At 61.4% G+C, this 18,563-nt stretch carries 17 protein-coding genes and 1 pseudogene; 5 read left to right on the forward strand and 13 right to left on the reverse strand.

Annotated elements, in window-relative coordinates:
- Window positions 1–2: 2 nt before the first annotated feature.
- From gcvPA to P0D52_RS03580, 3 genes are all read left to right on the forward strand, one after another.
- A complete protein-coding gene (gene gcvPA / locus P0D52_RS03570) occupies window positions 3–1,352 on the forward strand; it encodes an aminomethyl-transferring glycine dehydrogenase subunit GcvPA (protein ID WP_394694072.1) in 1,350 nt (449 codons plus the stop codon).
- Window positions 1,349–2,932 (forward strand): aminomethyl-transferring glycine dehydrogenase subunit GcvPB, encoded by a 1,584-nt coding sequence (gene gcvPB / locus P0D52_RS03575; protein WP_394694073.1) that lies wholly within the window; start codon window positions 1,349–1,351, stop codon window positions 2,930–2,932. Before gcvPA ends, gcvPB begins: the two co-directional genes overlap by 4 nt.
- A 142-nt stretch (window positions 2,933–3,074) precedes the next feature.
- A complete protein-coding gene (locus P0D52_RS03580; protein ID WP_394694074.1) occupies window positions 3,075–3,392 on the forward strand; it encodes a hypothetical protein in 318 nt (105 codons plus the stop codon).
- 46 nt (window positions 3,393–3,438) lie between these two features.
- On the opposite strand, the gene P0D52_RS03585 is transcribed toward P0D52_RS03580, so the two are convergent.
- From P0D52_RS03585 to P0D52_RS03625, 9 genes are all read right to left on the reverse strand, one after another.
- Complete coding sequence (locus tag P0D52_RS03585; RefSeq protein WP_394694075.1) at window positions 3,439–3,933, reverse strand: F0F1 ATP synthase subunit B; 495 nt, start codon at window positions 3,931–3,933, stop codon at window positions 3,439–3,441.
- An 11-nt stretch (window positions 3,934–3,944) separates the two neighbouring features.
- The gene (locus P0D52_RS03590) at window positions 3,945–4,511 is read right to left on the reverse strand and encodes a F0F1 ATP synthase subunit B' (protein ID WP_394694076.1); all 567 of its coding nucleotides are present in this window, start codon (window positions 4,509–4,511) and stop codon (window positions 3,945–3,947) included.
- A 76-nt stretch (window positions 4,512–4,587) separates the two neighbouring features.
- Complete coding sequence (locus P0D52_RS03595) at window positions 4,588–4,824, reverse strand: F0F1 ATP synthase subunit C (RefSeq protein WP_109260931.1); 237 nt, start codon at window positions 4,822–4,824, stop codon at window positions 4,588–4,590.
- Window positions 4,825–4,872: 48 nt separating this feature from the next.
- Window positions 4,873–5,658: a F0F1 ATP synthase subunit A gene (locus tag P0D52_RS03600; protein WP_394694077.1), complete on the reverse strand. Its 786-nt coding sequence runs from the start codon at window positions 5,656–5,658 to the stop codon at window positions 4,873–4,875.
- Window positions 5,659–5,668: 10 nt separating this feature from the next.
- Entirely contained in the window at window positions 5,669–6,001 is a 333-nt protein-coding gene (locus P0D52_RS03605; protein WP_394694078.1) for an AtpZ/AtpI family protein, read from the reverse strand.
- Between the two features lie 110 nt (window positions 6,002–6,111).
- Entirely contained in the window at window positions 6,112–9,546 is a 3,435-nt protein-coding gene (gene smc / locus P0D52_RS03610; RefSeq protein ID WP_394694079.1) for a chromosome segregation protein SMC, read from the reverse strand.
- A gap of 55 nt (window positions 9,547–9,601) precedes the next feature.
- Window positions 9,602–10,324: a DsbA family protein gene (locus P0D52_RS03615; RefSeq protein ID WP_394694080.1), complete on the reverse strand. Its 723-nt coding sequence runs from the start codon at window positions 10,322–10,324 to the stop codon at window positions 9,602–9,604.
- Complete coding sequence (locus P0D52_RS03620) at window positions 10,324–11,082, reverse strand: DsbA family protein (protein WP_394694081.1); 759 nt, start codon at window positions 11,080–11,082, stop codon at window positions 10,324–10,326. Before P0D52_RS03620 ends, P0D52_RS03615 begins: the two co-directional genes overlap by 1 nt.
- Before the next feature lie 4 nt (window positions 11,083–11,086).
- Window positions 11,087–11,605: a DciA family protein gene (locus tag P0D52_RS03625; protein ID WP_394694082.1), complete on the reverse strand. Its 519-nt coding sequence runs from the start codon at window positions 11,603–11,605 to the stop codon at window positions 11,087–11,089.
- A 47-nt stretch (window positions 11,606–11,652) separates the two neighbouring features.
- Here P0D52_RS03625 and mutY point away from each other — a divergent pair, with 47 nt between their 5' ends.
- Complete coding sequence (mutY, locus tag P0D52_RS03630) at window positions 11,653–12,720, forward strand: A/G-specific adenine glycosylase (RefSeq protein ID WP_394694083.1); 1,068 nt, start codon at window positions 11,653–11,655, stop codon at window positions 12,718–12,720.
- Here mutY and P0D52_RS03635 read toward each other — a convergent pair.
- From P0D52_RS03635 to P0D52_RS03650, 4 genes are all read right to left on the reverse strand, one after another.
- The gene (locus P0D52_RS03635; protein WP_394694757.1) at window positions 12,717–13,745 is read right to left on the reverse strand and encodes a site-specific DNA-methyltransferase; all 1,029 of its coding nucleotides are present in this window, start codon (window positions 13,743–13,745) and stop codon (window positions 12,717–12,719) included. The genes mutY and P0D52_RS03635 overlap by 4 nt on opposite strands.
- A gap of 118 nt (window positions 13,746–13,863) precedes the next feature.
- Window positions 13,864–14,433, reverse strand: a complete 570-nt coding sequence (locus P0D52_RS03640) for a ribonuclease HII (RefSeq protein WP_394694084.1) — start codon at window positions 14,431–14,433, stop codon at window positions 13,864–13,866.
- Window positions 14,434–14,588: 155 nt separating this feature from the next.
- A complete protein-coding gene (locus P0D52_RS03645; RefSeq protein WP_394694085.1) occupies window positions 14,589–15,722 on the reverse strand; it encodes a PA0069 family radical SAM protein in 1,134 nt (377 codons plus the stop codon).
- A gap of 405 nt (window positions 15,723–16,127) precedes the next feature.
- Window positions 16,128–17,003: a uracil-DNA glycosylase gene (locus tag P0D52_RS03650; protein ID WP_394694086.1), complete on the reverse strand. Its 876-nt coding sequence runs from the start codon at window positions 17,001–17,003 to the stop codon at window positions 16,128–16,130.
- A gap of 86 nt (window positions 17,004–17,089) precedes the next feature.
- Between P0D52_RS03650 and P0D52_RS03655 the strand changes: the two are divergent.
- Window positions 17,090–18,527: pseudogene (locus P0D52_RS03655) on the forward strand (electron transfer flavoprotein-ubiquinone oxidoreductase).
- Window positions 18,528–18,563: the final 36 nt, after the last annotated feature.

The following is an 18,563-nucleotide window of genomic DNA, read 5'->3' on the forward strand; positions in this document are numbered from 1 at the left end:
GGATGCGATATCTCCCCCTGACGCCGGCTGACCGGCAGGACATGCTGCAACGGATCGGTGTGTCATCGATCGATCAGCTGTTTACCGACGTACCGGAAGCGGCGCGCCTGGATGGGCCGGTAGGCCTTCCGGCGCACCAGACCGAGCTTCAGGTGGAGCGCGCCCTTTCGAAACTGGCCGGTGAGAATACGGCAGCCTCCAGCGTGCCCTTCTTTGTCGGGGCCGGGGCCTACAAGCACCATGTGCCCGCGACGGTGGATCATCTCATCCAGCGCTCCGAATTCCTCACGGCCTATACGCCGTACCAGCCGGAAATCAGTCAGGGCACATTGCAGACCCTGTTCGAATTCCAGACCCAGGTCGCGCTTATGACCGGCATGGATGTCGCCAATGCGTCCATGTATGACGGTTCGACCGCGTGCGCCGAAGCTGTGCTGATGGCGGCCCGCGTCACCAGGCGCAAGAAGGCCGTCCTCGCCGGTTCCCTGCACCCGCATTACGCCGAAACGACGCGCACATCGGCCAAGTATCTGGATATCGATATTGCTTCCACCGATCCGGATCTGGGCGGTCTGTCGGGCATTTCCGAGGCGATTGATGACGAGACGGCGTGTGTGGTCATCCAGACGCCGGACGTGTTCGGTCGCCTGCATGACCTTTCGGATATCTCCGAGAAGGCGCATGCGCACGGCGCGCTCGTCATTGCCGTCTTCACCGAGCCGGTCTCTCTGGGTCTCGTCAAATCACCGGGCGAGATGGGCGCGGACATCGCCGTGGGCGAAGGGCAGGGCATCGGAGTCGGCCTCAATTTCGGCGGACCCTATGTCGGCCTGTTTGCCTGCAAGAATGATCGAAATTTCATCCGCAACATGCCCGGCCGTCTGGCGGGTGAGACGGTGGATGCCGATGGCCGCCGCGGCTATGTGCTGACGCTGTCCACGCGCGAACAGCATATCCGGCGTGACAAGGCGACCTCGAACATCTGTACGAATTCCGGCCTGTGTGCTCTGGCCTTCACCATCCACATGACGCTGCTGGGCGAAAAGGGTCTCACCACTCTGGCGCAGCTGAACCATGAAACCGCCTGTGATCTGGCGGATCGCCTCTCCGGTATCGAAGGGGTGGAGTTGCTGACCGACACCTTCTTCAATGAATTTGCCTTGCGCCTGAACAAGCCGGCAGCGGACGTCGTGGACGCACTGGTCGACAAGGGCGTGCTCGGCGGTGTGCCGGCCTCGCGCCTCTATCCCGGCGGCGGCCTGGACGATGTGCTGATTGTGGCGGCGACCGAAACCAATAGCGACGACGATCTGGCGGCGTTCGAGACCGCTCTCCGGGAGGTGCTGTCATGAGCATGAACACGCAAGGCCGTCCGACCAAGATGGAACACGATATTGATCCCGGCGGTTATGAAACATTGTCCGGCTCGCGCGGGCTGGATCAGGCCGAGCCGCTTCTGTTCGAGCGCGGTTCACTGGATGTCTCCGGTGTCGATCTGCCGACGCCGAAGGGCGGGGCATCCCGCCTCGGCGCGATGAAGCGTGAAGGCCCGATCGGCCTGCCGGGTCTGGCCGAGCCGGAAGCCATGCGCCACTATGTGCGCCTGTCGCGCAAGAATTATGCGATTGATCTGGGCCTCTATCCGCTGGGCTCCTGCACGATGAAGCATAATCCCCGCCTCAACGAGAAGATGGCGCGCTTGCCGGGATTTGCCGACATCCACCCGCTGCAACCGGAAAAGACGGTGCAGGGTGCCTACAAGCTGATCGAGGAATTGGCGCACTGGCTGATGGTTCTGACCAACACACCGGCCGTGGCTATGAGCCCGAAGGCCGGCGCGCATGGTGAATTGTGTGGCATGATGGCGATCCGCGCGGCGCTGGATGCGCGCGGTGAAACCGGCCGCCGCCGCGTTCTGGTGCCGGAATCGGCCCATGGCACGAATCCGGCCACTGCTGTTCAGTGCGGCTTTTATTGCGATGAAATTCCCGCCGACAAGACGGGCCGCGTGGACATGGAAGCCTTCAGGGCCAAGCTGGGCGATGATGTGGCCGGCATCATGCTGACCAATCCCAATACGTGCGGCCTGTTTGAGCGCGACATCAAGGAAATCGCCGACCTGATCCATGAGGCGGGGGGCTATTTCTATTGTGACGGGGCGAATTTCAACGCCATTGTTGGCCGCGTGCGGCCGGGCGATCTCGGCATTGATGCCATGCACATCAATCTGCACAAGACCTTCTCCACCCCGCATGGCGGTGGGGGGCCCGGTTCGGGTCCGACTGTCTTCTCCGAAGCATTGGCACCGTTTGCGCCCTTGCCGTTTGTTGTGAAAACGGCCAGCGGCGCCGAGCTAAAAATGGCTGAAAACCTGTCTGATATGGATGGATCTGACGCCCGCCCCTTTGGACGGCTGACGGCTTTTCATGGCCAGATGGGGATGTTTACCCGCGCCCTGACCTATATGATGAGCCATGGCTCGGACGGTCTGAAGCAAGCCTCCGAGGATGCAGTGCTGAATGCGAACTATATCCTGGCGCGCCTGAAAGACGTCATGACGCCGTCCTTTGACGGGCTGTGCATGCACGAAGCGCTGTTTGACGACCGCTTCCTGAAAGACACCGGCGTCACCACGCTCGACTTTGCGAAAGCCATGATCGATGAGGGCTATCACCCCATGACCATGTACTTCCCGCTGGTCGTGCACGGGGCCATGCTGATTGAACCGACCGAGACGGAATCAAAGTCCGGTCTGGACCGCTTCTGTGATGTGCTGCTGGGGCTGGCCGAAGCCGCGTCGGCCGGTGAGGCGGACCGGTTCAAGACCGCCCCAATCCATGCGCCCATGCGCCGCCTTGATGAAACCCGTGCTGCACGCCAGCCCGTTCTGCGCTGGACGCCACCGGCGGACGATCTGCAAGCCGCTGAATAAATCAGTCCGGAGTCAGCGTTTTGCCTGATTCCGGACTTTTTCACTGTTTATGTGTCGAATGGGTGATATCCGCCGACTTGAAGATCGAATAGGCAGAGCCATCTAAGCCATTGACCGGAATGTCAGGATCGCAAGCAGGCCTATGAACGAGACGCTGAACAATATGAGCAAGACGCCGCTGGGCAGCGTTATTGCGACGGTTCTGCGGATGATCGGGATCGCGCTGGGCCTGGCGCTGATGGTGATTTCCATACCTCTGGCGCTGATAACGCCCTTCATCCCGATCGGTTTGCCGCTGTTTATTCTTGGCGCGATCATGCTGGCGGGCAGTTCAGCCAGGGGCCACCGTATCATCACCGGCTTCCTGAAGCGCCATCCGGGCATCTGGCAACGCGTCAAAAGCGTCTTCGGCGAAAAAGACGACGATCCCGATGATGGTCCTTCGACCCGTCAGGCATAAAAAAGCCCCGGCGAACCGGGGCTTTTCTTTCACGATAATGCGCTGATCAGTTCAGCTTGGTTTCCAGATCGGCCAGATCGTCTTTCAGACGCTTGGTGTGGTCCGCCTTCTTTGTGTTTTCAGCGATCAGCCGGGCCGCCGCATCGGTTGCGAGGTCAGCGGCCAGCGCCTTCACTTCTGCAACCGCATGGGCCTCGGCCTGCGCGATGCGTTGCTCGGCCAGCGCGGTCCGGCGCTCCATGCGAGCGGCGAGTTCGACACGGGCTTCTTCGCGCAGATTTTTGGCGTCGGATTTTGCCTGCTCGATGATGGCTTCGGCCTCGGCTTCTGCCTCACGTTGCTTACGCTGGAAGCTGGACAGCAATTCCTGTGCTTCCTCGCGCATGCGGCGGGCTTCATCGAGATCGCCGCGGATCTTGTCGGCGCGATCATCAAGCTGCTTGGAGATGATGCTCGGAACCTTGGCCCAGACGAGGATACCAAAGAAAATGACCAGGGCGACTGTGGCCCAGAATGAGGTGTCGTTCAGGAGATAAGTCATACGCGTTTCTCCTACCGGCCTTCGAGGGCCGTGATGACCTTGTCGGCGTCCGCTTCGGTCACGCTCAGACCACCGATTTCATTAGCCACGTCCACCGCAGTTGCAGACGCGATGTTGCGCACTTCGGCGAGCGCCTTGGTGCGCGCTTCGGCAAGAGCCTTTTCAGCCTCAGCAGATTTGGCGGCAATGGCGGCGTCGACCTCTGCGGTCTCGGCGGCGATTTCCTTGTCCATGGCGGCCTTGGCATCAGCGGCCAGGCTGTGGGCGCGAGCCCTGGCATCGGCCAGAGCCTGCTCATACGCTGCGCGGGTTTCTTCGGCCTCGGCAGAGACCTGCTGAGCGGCATCCAGATCGTCGGCAATCCGGTCACGGCGCTCTTCAATGATGCCGCCAATCCGCGGAAGGACCCAGCGGGACATCAGGAAATACAGCGCCCCGAACGAAATCAGGAGCCAGAAGATCTGCGATGCAAAGTAGGTCGGATCAAATGGCGGGAAGGCGCCGGAAGCTTCATGCTCTCCGCCGTGGGCTTCCTCAGCCGCGGTGACCGCCAGATTCATCAGCGCAATGAGCGTCATGGGACGACTCTTTCCGTTAGCACAATACCGTCAGCCGCGGGCCCGCAAGCCCGCGGCCAATACGTTGTCTGTCGTTCTAGACGACGAAGAGAAGCAGAAGCGCGATCAGCAGCGAGAAGATGCCGAGAGCTTCCGTCACGGCGAAGCCGAAGATCAGCGTGCCGAATTGTTGTTGAGCAGCAGCGGGGTTGCGCATGGCACCTTGCAGGAAGGAACCAAAGATGTTGCCCACGCCCATGGCGGCGCCCAGCATGCCGAGGCAAGCGAGGCCAGCGCCGATGTATTTTCCGAGATCGATAAGACCCTGTTCCATTTTGGAGCTCCTTGTAAGCGGTCCGGTTAGATAGTCTGGCTTTACCCGTCAGTGTGCCGGGTGAAGCGCGTCGTTGAGATAAATGCAAGTCAGAATGGCGAAAACGTAGGCCTGAAGGAAGGCCACGAGGAATTCCAGCGCCGTCAGTCCGATCACCATTGCAAACGGCAAGACACCGACAATACCCCAGGCGGCGCCTGCGCTTGCCAGCATGATGATAAAGCCGGCGAACACTTTCAGAAGAATGTGTCCCGCCAGCATGTTGGCGAACAGACGCACGGACAACGAAATCGGACGCGAGAGGAAGGAAATGACCTCGATCGGCGTCACGATAATATAGAGAATTGGCGGCACGCCCGCCGGAACAAACAGCTTCAGGAATTTGAAGCCATTCTTGTAAACACCAAAGCCGACCACGATGGCCATGACCATCAGCGAAAGTGTCAGCGTGACAATGATGTGGCTGGTAATGGTGAAGCTGTGATTGTCGACGCCGGGAATCGGCAGCGGCAGATAGGGGAACATGCCGAACATATTGCCGGCCAGAATGAAGATGAAGAGCGTGAAGACGAAGGGGAAGAAGCGCAGGCCTTCATTCCCTGCCGAGGATCGCACCATGTCGGCCACGAATCCGTAGAGGATTTCTGCAATCGACTGGCCGCGGCCCGGTACCAGGGCGCGCTTGTTGGTGGCCAGAACCATCAGCAGGGTTACCGACACGGTCGCCAGCAACATGAAGAATGCAGAGTTCGTGAAAGCCAGGTTGAAGCCCGCGATCTCCAGCGGAGCGACTTCATGAATCTCGAACTGTTTGATCGGGTTCGTGTCTACCACGGCCGGCCCCTTAATTTTCGCGCGATGCGCGTTCGCTCAGTTCTTTTGCGGCTCGAACGACGTTGACCGTCCCAGCACCAAATCCCAAAAAAGTCCCGATCAACAATCCAAACGGCAGGGTATTAAAGAGGACGTCAATCAGATAGCCGATCAACGCCCCTACCAATACTCCAACCATGAACTCCGTTCCGTACCTCAATCCTGTTGCCCAGCCCTGTTGCGGGCGGTCATATTTGTGATCCTCTACTCTCCGGGCTTCGAGCTTGGCAGATAGCCTTTTCTCGAAATCGGCGAGGTGATCTTCAGGATTGCTCCGGTCTGGTTCGTCGCGTTTGGACATCATGATCTGGTTGCCATCCGGACCCCCGGAAAGCGCGCGCAAGCTAGACAAGGGGGGAGGGCAAGTCAAGCATAGCTATGCGCATATTATCCTTATGAAAAATAAGAGAAAAATTATTCAGCGGCGATGAGTTGTTCCGCACGTGCGAGATCAACGGAGACAAGCTGCGAAACACCGCGTTCGGCCATGGTGACGCCATAGAGGCGATCCATGCGCGACATGGTGAGCGGATTATGGGTGATGATGAGGAAACGAGTCGCCGTCAGACGCCGCATTTCATCCAGCATCCGGCAATAGCGATCCACATTGGCGTCATCAAGAGGCGCGTCGACCTCGTCGAGAACGCAAACCGGGGCAGGGTTGGACAGGAAGACCGCGAAGATCAGTGCCGACGCCGTCAGTGCCTGTTCGCCGCCGGACATCAGCGACATCCGCTCCATCTTCTTGCCCGGCGGGCAGGCGAAGATCTCAAGCCCGGCTTCCAGCGGATCATCGCTTTCCGTCAGGGCGAGCTCGGCATGGCCGCCTTCAAACAGGGTTTCGAAGAGCTGGCGGAAATGCTGATCGATTCGTTCAAACGCTTCCAGCAAGCGTGCCCGGCCTTCCCGCGACAGGGCATCAATGCCCTTGCGCAAGCGATCAATCGCCGCCAGCAAATCTTCGCGTTCCTTGACCAGCTCATCGCGCTTTTCCTGAAGCTCGGTCGCTTCCTGATCGGCGCGCAGATTGACCGCGCCCAGGCGCTCGCGCGATTGGCGGGATCCGTCCAGCTTGCGCTCCAGATCATCCAGACCCAGCTTTTCAAAAGCCGGTTCGACGCGCTCTGCCAGTACCAGAGCGGTTTCGCCGGTGGCTTCGCGCAGGCGCGAATCGGTTTCATCAAGCCGTTCATTGGCGGCCGCCAGCCGGGCTTCATCAGCCGCGCGCTTCTCACGGGCGGTCGACGCATCGCGTTCCGCCGTGCGGGCTGCGCCGTCAGCGGCTTTCGCGGCGGTTTCGGCGCCCAGGGCGCGGTCGCGGGCCTCTTCAGCGAGACGCGCGGCCTCGGTGAGCGCTTCGCCAATCTTGCCGAGGCGTTCGCGAATCTCACCCGGCTTCAGACGCGCCGCTTCCAGTTTCTGGCTGGTGTCGTCGCGGGCAGTAGTCAATTCATCCAGGCGCGTCGCGGCGCTTTGTGCCCGGGTCTGCCACTCATTGCGCTCCTGGCCCATTTCCGCGATCCGGCGTTGCCGGTCGGCAGAGGCGCGGGCGAGGTCTTCATAGGCCTGACGCGCTTCGTCGAAAATGGCGCGCGCCTGATCGGCAGCCTCGCGGGCGGTGGTCAGGTTTTCCTGCGCGGCTGCAAGGCCGGCTTCATCCTTAAGCGAGGCTTCAGCCGCTTTCAGCTGTTCGCGGGCGTCTTCGCATTCGGCTGTCAGCCGATCGATTTCTGCCGAGAGGGCGGCGCGGCGCTCATTATCGCGTGCGGCCTTTTCGCGCGCGCCTGCCGCTTTTGACTGAGCGTCCCGGGCGGCGCGTTCGGCCTCGGCGGCCTGTTGGCGCGTCTTGCGTTCAAATTCGCGGGCCTGTGCCAGGGCAAGGCGGGCTTCATCCACGCCATCCGACGCGGCCTGGATTTTCTCTTCCAGCGCGGCGGCTTCCTGCCGGGCATTTTCAAGCCGGTTGCGTTGCTCCAGGCGGGCGGCTGCGGCAGACGGCGCGTCCGCGCGCGAGACATATCCGTCCCAGCGCCAGAGATCGCCCTGACGTGTGACAATGCGCTGTCCGGGCTGAAGCTGTCCTGCCAATTCGCTGGCGGATTGCGCATCGGCGATACCGATGGCGGCAAGCCGGACGGCAAGGGCGGCTGGGGCTTCGACAAATTTCGAGAGTGGCTCACAGCCAGATGGCAGGTCAGCCGCCTTGCGGGCATTGCCGCCCCAATGCCGGGACGATTCCTCGTTCAGTGAAGCTTCGAGATCATCACCCAGCGCGGCGCCCAGCGCCTTTTCATATCCGGGAGCGGCGCGCATGGAATCCAGCGCCCGGTCCTCCACATGATCCTGTTCCAGAAGCCGGGTCAGAGTGGCGATTTCCCGCTCCAGCGCCGAGGCTTCCGACTGAAGGGCGCTCAGGGGCTCAAGAGCGGCTCGTTCCGCGGTTTCGCTTTCAAGCCGCGCTGCCTCGGCTTTGTCGCGTGTATTGCGGGCTCCTTCCACGGCGGCTTCAGCGGCTTCAGCAGCCTTGATGATGGCAGTGAGCTCGCTTTCATCGCCTTCGCCCAGCAAGGCAAAGGACTGATTGGCCCGATCGCGCTCCAGATTGAGACGGGAAACGCGCTGTTCGGCCTGCGTCCGGTTGCGCGCGGCGGCATCGCGTTCGGCGCGGATGGCGGCAAAGCGGTTGGAGGCATCATCGAGCGCGGATTGTTTTTCCTGACGCTCGGCGTCGCGTTCATCGCGCACGCCTGCAGCGGCTTCCATCGCGGACGCTTCGCCTTCTGCTTCGGCTTCAAGGGCGGCGATGCCCTCCCGAATGCGGTTGATGGCGGCTTCGGCGTCCTCACCGATCAGGCCCTCTCGCTCGATCTGCGATGTCAGATCGGCAAGGCGTTGTTCCAGCGCCTGTACGTGACGTTCGGCATCGGCGGCATCGCGGTCAAGCGTGTCGCGTTCGCGCTCGATGCGCCGCAGAGCCGCACTGGCTTCAGCCTCCGCCTGCCGCAACGGGTCGAGGTCGGCCGCTGATTTTTCGGCCATCAGGCTGGCCGAGGCCGCTGCTTCTGCGGCCTGACTGGCGATGCCGCGTGAGGCTTCCAGCGCTTCGGCTGCGGCTTCGACAGCCGCTTCAGCCTCGCGCCAGCGGCGAAGCCAGAGCGCAGCTTCCAGCCCGCGAATATCAGACGAGAGTTTGCGATAGCGAGCGGCCTGACGCGATTGACGCTCCAGATCGGCCTGCCGGGATTCCAGTTCGTCAATGACGTCCTGCAAGCGGTCGAGATTGGTTTCCGCGCCCTTGAGCCGCAACTCGCTTTCATGACGGCGCGCGCGCAAGCCAGAGACGCCGGCGGCTTCTTCCAATACCTTGCGGCGGTTTTCAGGTTTGGCGTTGATCAGCTCGCTGATCTGGCCCTGCCGCACAAGGGCGGGCGAGTTCGCGCCCGTGCCGGCGTCGGCGAACAGAAGCTGCACGTCCTTGGCACGAACTTCCTCGCCATTGACCTTGTAGCTGGATCCGGCGCCACGCACGATACGGCGGACGACTTCCAGAATAGTGTTGTCGTTGAAACGGGCAGGCGCGGTCCGGTCTGCATTGGAGATGACCAGCTTGACCTCGGCATGCTCGCGAGACGGACGGGCATCGGTGCCGGAGAAGATGACGTCTTCCATGCCGGAACCGCGCAGGGATTTGGCGGAGGTGGCCCCCATCACCCAACGCAGCGCCTCCAGAAGATTGGATTTGCCGCAGCCATTGGGACCAATCACGCCTGTCAGGCCGGGCTCGATCGAGAGCTCGGTCGAGTCCACAAACGACTTGAAGCCGGTCAGCCTGAGCGAGTTGAATTCCACGCAGTCCCGTCCCTACATGACGGTCCTATGCCTTGTGGCTGCCGTCTGACCCATCCTATTCGCCGGTGTTTTCACCGTGCTCATAGGCCAAATACAAAATGATTCGGCGGAATGTGTCTGCATCATGTGTAGACGGCACCAATTGGCCATCGAGCATCAAAGGCTCGCCATCTACATGATAAACATAGGCTAACCCGTCCGGTGTGGGGTCCGTGGTCAGCAAATAATTGTTGATAAAGAAGGCCGGAGTGCCGCCTGCACCGTCTTCGACCGACTGTTGATGCCGTGCCAGCACGCGTTGTTGCATGGCTTCATCTTCAATACAGGCATTCGCCTCGTCTTCCGACAGACCCAGAGCATTCGCGACGCGATAGTAGACCGGCGCGGTGCTTTGCTGTTCCTGAACCAGTCCGAAAATCTCGTTCTGGGTTTCAAATAGCAGGTGCAGGGCGTTGAAATACTGATCCTCTGGCGCGCAATCCGCGATCATGAATCCGATGGCGGCCAATTGTGGCTGACCGGTCAGCATCTCCCGATAAATGAAGCGCATTTCACCGGTCGAGATGAATTCGTCCTGCACCATCGGCCAGACGGTTTCATACCAGGATCGGCAATGCGGGCAGGCGACCGACGCATATTCCACCATGCGGATTGGTGCATCGACCTCCCCGACGGCCCGGTCATCCGGGCGTTCTTCGCCCGGATGAGGGGTTTGTGCCGAAGCGGCCCCTGTGATCAGAAGCGTGCAGAAAGCGAGCGTCAGAAGCCTGAAAGTCATTATTCCTCCGGGGAATCGGCTGGGGCGGCAGCGCCGCCGGATTCAGCGACGAAGTGGTCGAGAATGCGAACGAAGGTTTCCTCATCCACCGTCGCGGGCACGGTCTCGCCATCGATCATCAGGGGCGCATCATTCCAGTAATAGACCAGCTGCCCGCCCGTGCGGTCAGCGTCCAGAACATGACCATTGATGATGAAGCGCGGCGTACCGTCAATGCCGTCTTCGATGGCCTGATTGTGCGCATCGCCGACCGCCTGACGCAGCTCGGCGTCGGAAATGCAGGCGTTGAACTGATCCCGTGTCATCCCGACCGTCTGGGCGATATTCCAGAATTCACCGCGTGCGCCCGTCGGGCTGCCGGCAGCCTGGAAGATGGCCTGTTGCTGGTCCATCAGAAGGCCGATGACGTCAAAATAACGGTCTTCCGGCGCACAACGCGCCAGCATGAATCCGGCCTGCGCCAGTTGCGGCTGGCCCGTCAGCATTTCGCGGAACACAAAACGGACCTGACCGGTGTCGATATAGCGCGACTCGATGGTCGGATAGACTTCATCGTGGAAGTCGGCGCAATGCGGGCAGGATGTCGAGGCATATTCGATGAGTGTCACCGGAGCATCAGCCGAGCCGACAGCCCGGTCGCCGGCCCGTTCGAACTGGGTGCCGCCACCGGACGAGGAAGATCCGCCTCCGCCGCACGCGACGAGAAGGGCAGCCGACGCTATCGAGGTAAGGGCCAGAGCCCGTCGTGTAAGTGTCATTCGTTCATTCTCCGCGTTTGCGGCGCTCATTCGCCCGCTCAAACCGTTTCAGGGCAGAAGATAGCCGGGCATCCGGGTCAATCTCTACCCCTTCACTCATGTCTTTTTTCACTTCGCGGTTCACAAGCGCGTGTGAACCTTCCCCCACCGGGCGGGGATTGCCCTGCTTGACCCGGAGGCGTGCCGGTGCCGAAGCGCCCGAAATTGTCTTCAGGCGTTCGAGAATTCTCGGTGCATCTGCTTCGATCAAGGCCCCGGCGGGCCCTTTGACAATGATATAGAGCGTTCCGCCGCGAATGGCATCCGGCGACGACCACCCGGCCAGCCGGTCGCCGACAATTTCGCCCCAGTGTTCGGCCATCCGGTCCGTGCCGGGGCCGAATTTTGCCGCCAGCGGTTTCAGGATTTTGGCTGCCGCCCGTCCGGCCGGCGGGGCACCGCGAAACGCCGGCTTGCCCCGGCGCTTGTTGAGATAGCGCGCGGCCAGCGTTTCCAGAGAGGTCGGGCGTTGGGAGGATGCCATGACAATCATCGTTGCCTGAGCGCGCGGACAAGACAAGTTTATTCGCCATGACAAGAGACGCCGATCTTCCGATTGCTGACATGCGCGCCCGCCTGCTGGATTGGTATGATGCCGAGGGGCGAAGCCTGCCCTGGCGCCTCCGCCCGGAGGACCGGAAGGCGGGACGCATCGCGGACCCGTATGCCGTGTGGTTGTCGGAAATCATGCTGCAACAGACCACCGTGCCGCATGCCACACCCTATTTTTTCAAGTTTCTTGAGCGCTGGCCGAGCGTGCAGAATCTCGCGGCGGCCAGCGAGGATGAGGTTTTCGCGGCTTGGGCGGGGCTGGGCTATTATGCCCGGGCGCGCAATCTGATGGCCTGTGCGCGCGCCGTCTCCGAGGCCGGGGGCGATTTTCCCAGCGACGAGGCGGCCCTGCTGGCCTTGCCGGGAATTGGCCCTTATACGGCGGCGGCGATCCGGGCGGCGGCCTTTGATCTGCCGGCCAGTGTGGTCGATGGCAATGTTGAGCGGGTGATCACACGGCTCTGCGCCCTGCCTCTGCCGGTCAAGAATTCCAAGCCGGAGATCAAGCGTATCGCTGCGGCGCTGGCCTCACCCGATCGTCCCGGCGATTATGCGCAAGCGATCATGGATCTGGGCGCAACGGTCTGCACGCCGCGTTCGCCATACTGTCCGTCCTGCCCCTGGCGTGCGGAATGCGCCGCCCATGCGCAAGGCCAGCCGGAGGCCTATCCCGTCAAGGCGGCGAAAGTTGCCAAGCCGCACCGTCAGGCCATTGGCTTTGCTGTGTTTCGGGGGCCGGATATATGGCTGCGCAAACGCCCGCCCCGGGGATTGCTGGGCGGTATGCTGGAAGTGCCGTCGACGGAGTGGCGCACAAATGCGTGGCGTGAGGCCGAGGCGAAGGCTCTCGCGCCGTTTGAGACGAGCTGGGACACAAGAGGTCTGGTCCGGCATGTCTTCACGCATTTCACGCTGGACTTGCAGATGTGGCGCGCCGAGGCCGCCGATGATTGGGAACCGATCGAAGGCGGCTGGTATGCCGTCAGCGAAATCGATCAGCTGGCCCTGCCCAGCCTGATGAAAAAGGCGGTTCGGGCCAGTTTCTAGGCTTCCATCGCGGCGCGGATTTCGGCGCGCAGCGTGTCGATTGGCGCGTATGTGCCTTTCTTGCGGATATGCCAGAAGGTCCAGCCATTGCACGATGGCGCATTCTGGATCTCGGCGCCGACCTTGTGGATCGAGCCTTCAATCTTGCCGGACAGGATGGAGCCGTCCGCGCGGACACGCGCTGTGCGTTTGCCCGTGGAGCAATAAAGCGTGTCGCCGGGCTTTACGAGGCCCATCTCGACCAGATTGCCAAACGGCACGCGGACTTCGGCGCGCTTGGATTTTGTTACCGCGAGTGTTTCCGCCGCCGCAGGGCGGATGCCTTCCAGGCGCTCGGTCGCGACCTGCACATAGGCGTCTTCGCGTTCAATACCGATGAATTTGCGGCCCAACCGCTTGGCGGCGGCGCCGGTTGTGCCGGTGCCGAAGAAGGGATCGAGGACAAGATCGCCGGGTGCGGTCGTCGCCAGGAGGACGCGGTGCAGCAAGGCTTCCGGTTTCTGGGTCGGATGCGCCTTCTTGCCATCGCTGGCCTTGATACGTTCACCGCCCGAACAGATAGGCAATACCCAGTCGGAGCGCATCTGCACGCCGTCATTCAGCGCCTTCATGGCGGCGTAGTTGAAGGTCGGCTTGGCGTCCTTGGTCTTGGACGCCCAGATCAGGGTTTCGTGCGCATTGGTGAAGCGCGTGCCCTTGAAGTTCGGCATCGGATTGGATTTGCGCCAGATCACGTCATTGCGGATCCAGAAGCCCATATCCTGCAGGAAAGAGCCGACCCGGAAAATATTGTGATAGGCACCCATCACCCAGATCGCGCCATTCGGCTTCAGGATGCGCTTGGCTTCTTCCATCCAGGCACAGGAAAACAGGTCGTAATCATCGTGATTGCCGATCTGGTCCCAGTCATTATCGACCGCATCAACCTTGGAATTGTCCGGGCGATGCAGATCGCCGCCGAGCTGGAGATTATAGGGCGGATCGGCGAAGACGAGATCGACGCATTCATCCGGCAGGGTGCGCATGACATCCACGCATTCCCCTTGCAGAATCTGATTGACTGGCAGCTTGCTGGTCACTGCTTTACTCCACCCGAATTAACCTTGTTGAGGCCCAGAATCGCGCCTCGGGCCTAACGGGCGGTTAAACGAATGCAGGTTGTCGCATGGGCGAGAAGCTCATCCGGTGGATCGGGCAGGGGCCGTGGGTGGCAATCGCATCCAGATGCGTGCGGGCCCCATAGCCCTTATGACCCTCAAACCCGTAGGCAGGCCAGCGCTCGGCGGCGCGGATCATCAGGTCATCACGGACGGTCTTGGCGACAATGGAGGCTGCGGAAATGCCCGGCTCGAGCGCATCGCCGCCGATGATAAATCTGGCCGGAGCCGGCAGATGATCGGGCGTGCGATTGCCGTCGATCAGGAATTCGGCTGGCACTTCGCCCAGATTGACGGCCGCCCGGCGCATGGCGGTCATCGTCGCCTGCAGGATGTTGATGCGGTCAATCTCCTCGGGCTCGGCAATACCGACGCCGAAGAGGGCGGTTTCGCGAATTTCGTGCGCCAGAGCGATCCGGCGTTTCTCGCTGAGCTTCTTGGAATCGTTCAGCCCGTCGATAGACTCCCGCAATATCACGGCCGCCGCCACCACCGGCCCCGCCAGCGGGCCCCGGCCGGCCTCGTCTATCCCGGCGATGGTGTGCCTTTTTTCCATGTGACCTAGCTAGCCTGATTGGCGCATGTGTAAAAACCCCTCACCCAGCGCTCTCATCGCTTTCGCGATTTCGCCCACTTACCCTCTCCCCTTCGAAAGGGGAGAGGGAAGAGAAAATCGGATACGATAGTGACCGGTTTTCGAGGGTGAGGGGTTCAAAACAAACTCCCCTGATTGCCGCGGGCGAGGGGCCGTTCGAAGAGGTCACAGCGCAGGCCCGGACCGCGTGTCTTCAGGCCATAGCGTTCTATCGCGCGGCGGAAACGGTTGGCGAGCAGGCGGGCATAGGGACCGTCTCCGCGCTGGCGTTTGCCATAGGCAGAATCATATTCTTCGCCGCCGCGCGTCTGGCGCACCAGCGACATGACATGCGAGGCTGAATCCGGACGCGTGGTCGCCAGCCATTCCTTGAACAGGCCCTTGATCTCCATTGGCAGCCGCAGGAGCACATAGCCAGCCGAGATCGCGCCGGCCTCGGCGGAGGCTTTCAATATGGCTTCCAGCTCGCGATCATTGAGGGCCGGGATCATCGGCGCTGCCATGACAGTGACGGGGACGCCCGCCTCGCTGAGCGAGCGCACGGTTTCCAGCCGCCGTGAGGGCGTCGCCGCCCGGGGCTCCATATCCCGCGCCAGCTTGCGATCCAGCGTGGTGATGGAAATGGCGGCGCGGAATAATCCCTTCCTGGCCAGGGGGGCAATGATGTCCAGATCGCGCAGGATCAGGGCGGATTTGGTGATGACGCTGACCGGGTGGCTGAAGGCGGCGCAGACTTTCAGGATGTCGCGGGTGATTTCCTCGCGCCGTTCGATCGGCTGATAGCAATCGGTATTGGCCCCGATGACGATGGGTTCGGGCCGGTAATGCCGGTCGAGGAAGGTACGCTCCAGGAGGCGTGCCGCCTCGGGCTTCTTGAAGATGACGCTCTCGAAATCGAGGCCGGGCGAATAGCCCCAATAGGCGTGGCTGGGGCGGGCATAGCAATAGACGCAGCCATGCTCGCAGCCGCGATAGGGGTTGATCGACTGGTTGAAGGAAATGTCCGGCGAGGTGTTCCGGGTGATGATGGTACGCGCGGAATCGATCAGGGTGACGGTGCGCAGTTGTCCCGGTTCGGGGTCCGTTTCGCGCCAGCCATCATCGAAGGGCTCATAGGCCTTGTCCTCGAAGCGATTGCTGCGATTGGACCGCGCCCCTCTGCCTCTGGGCTGCAAGGGCTGGGGCAGGGGATCGCCGGTCAGGTCGGTCGACGAATTCAGGCAGGGCGGGGTGCGGGGGGCTTTCGACATGTCAGGATTATGTTCCTAATAATGGAACAAATCAAGAACGAGTGGCGCTGATATCCACATTCCCGTCATCCCTGCGAAAGCAGGGACCCAGTTCCGCAATTTCCACCGGCACGCCCTGAGCCAACCAGCCGCGAGTGTCACCGCTGCGCCGATTGCGCGCATGGATTTATTTGTCGCCAATGTCGCTCTGGTTCCCTGCTTTCGCAGGGATGACGGTGTAAGAGCGCGCAGAAAATCTGCGAACATAAAAGGCCTTACAGTCAATGCCGGCCAATCAGGTTTGTCGCGCTTTGTACCCCCTCACCCTCGGGCGCTTCGCCCGACGGGCTCGCACCCTTTCCCTCTCCCTCGAGGGAGAGGGAAGAGCGCGAATTCGCGAAGCGATGAGCGGTCAGGGTGAGGGGGTTAAACCCCTTCCACCTTCTTCACCACTTCCAGCCAGTCGCGCCAGGCGCGGGCTTTTTCCTGCGGGCGGCGCAGGAGGAAGGCCGGGTGGAAGATCGGCATGGCGGGGATGTGCTCGCCAGCTTCGCCGTCGGCGTCCTTGACGCGATATTCAGACCAGCGGCCGCGCAATTTCATGATGCCGGTCGTGGCGCGGAGCAGCGCTTGCGCCGAGACGCCTCCGGCAAAGACCAGGATTTTCGGATTCGCCAATGCGATATGACGCTCGATCAGCGGCAGGCAGATGGCGGTTTCCTCGGTGGACGGCGTGCGATTGCCGGACGGGCGCCAGTTGAGGACATTGGAAATATAGACGTCGGTTTCCGGATCGAGGCCGGAGGCGCGAATCATCCGGTCGAGCAATTGGCCCGCCTTGCCGACGAAGGGCTTGCCCTGTTCGTCCTCATCGCGGCCCGGGGCTTCCCCGACAATCATGATGGCGGCCTCGGGATTACCCCGCGCAAAGACGGTCTTGCGCGCCGTGCGCTTCAGGGCGCAGCCGTCGAAGGCTTCGATGGCGGCCTTCAATTCATCCAGCGTGCTGGCCCTGGCGACCGCCTTGCGGGCCTCTTCCGGATCACCATCGGGCGTTCCGAAACCGGCGGCCTGCGCGGCCTGAGGCGTGGCAATCGCGGGTTTTTGCGGCGTTTGCAGCGGGTCGCGCGGCGGCCGCTCGGGCGCGGCGGCCGGGGCGAGGCGTTTGGGTTTGGCCGGCGGCGCCAGCTCGGCCTCGATTCCCATATCCTCCCACCAGCCGGTGAGGGCTTTCAGGGCGCGGGATCGAGTATCGGCTTCGGGCATCGTCGGAAACATGCGGCTTTCGGCTGGATCGGACACGTAATGTGCCCTAGCTGAATATGAACAGCTAAGCTATGACAGATCATAGAGAAAGCGAAGCACTGCGGGGCAAGGAGCAGCACAACATGTCAGACGACGTTCAGCGCGAGTCGATGGAATATGACGTCATCATCGTCGGGGCGGGGCCGGCCGGGCTGTCCGCCTCCATACGGTTGAAGCAAATGGCGGCCGAGGCGGGCGCGGAGATTTCCGTCGCCGTTCTGGAAAAGGGCGGCGAAGTGGGCGCTCACATCCTGTCCGGCATTGTCATGGACCCGAAAGCCCTCAATGAGCTGATCCCGGACTGGCGCGAGCAAGGCTGCCCGCTGGAAACAGAAGTGAAGGACGATATTTTCCTCGCCCTGTCAGAGCATTCCAGCTTCCGCTTTCCGAATTTCGCCTTTCCGCCCTTCATGACCAATCATGGCTGCTATACCGGCTCGCTCGGGGCGGTCTGCAAATGGTTGGGTGAACAGCAAGGAACCGCAGAAATTCGGCATTGGCCTTAAGGAATTGTGGGAAGTAAAACCGGAACATCACAAGCCGGGCACGGTCCAGCACACAATGGGCTGGCCGCTGGATAACCAGACGGGCGGCGGTTCTTTCCTCTATCACTGGGGCGATAATCTGGTGTCGGTCGGCTATGTCGTGCACCTGAATTACAAGAACCCGTATATTTCGCCCTTCGAGGAATTCCAGCGGGTCAAAACCCATCCGCAAATTCGCGATCTGTTCGACGGGGCCGAGCGTCTCTCCTATGGCGCGCGGGCGATCACCGAGGGCGGATTCCAGTCGGTTCCCAAGCTGACCTTCCCGGGCGGCGCGCTGATCGGGTGTTCAGCCGGTTTTGTAAACGTGCCGCGTATCAAGGGCAGCCATAACGCCATGAAGACCGGCATGATGGCGGCCGAGCGCGTTTTCGAAGCGGTGCAGGCTGGCCGCGAGGGCGACGAGCTGAGTGGCTATCAGTCCGACTATGACTCGTCCTGGGTCGCAAAGGATCTCAAGCTGGTCCGCAATGTGAAGCCGCTCTGGTCGAAATTCGGCACTTTCTTCGGCGTCATGCTGGGCGGCATGGATATGTGGATGAACTACATCCTTGGCGGTCTGTCGCTGTTCGGCACGATGAGCCACGGCAAGACCGACGCGGAATCACTCGAGCCGGCCGACAAGCACAAGAAGATCGATTATCCCAAACCCGATGGCGTTCTGACCTTTGACCGCCTGTCATCCGTCTTCATTTCCAACACCAATCATGAAGAAGATCAGCCGGTCCACCTGAAGGTGGCGGACATGGCGCTGCAGAAATCCAGCGAGCTGGAGGTCTATGCCGGGCCGTCGGCGCGCTATTGTCCGGCAGGTGTGTATGAGTGGGTCGAGGATGAAAAGTCCGGTGAAATGTCGTTTGTTATCAACGCGCAAAACTGCGTCCATTGCAAAACTTGCGACATCAAGGATCCGAACCAGAATATCAACTGGACCACGCCGGAAGGCGGGCAGGGACCGATCTACTCCAACATGTAGGCCGGTCCGGCTTGTGTGTCGCAATGTAAGGCGTAT

Source organism: Hyphobacterium sp. (assembly GCF_043584775.1).
Classification (GTDB): Bacteria; Pseudomonadota; Alphaproteobacteria; order Caulobacterales; family Maricaulaceae; genus Hyphobacterium.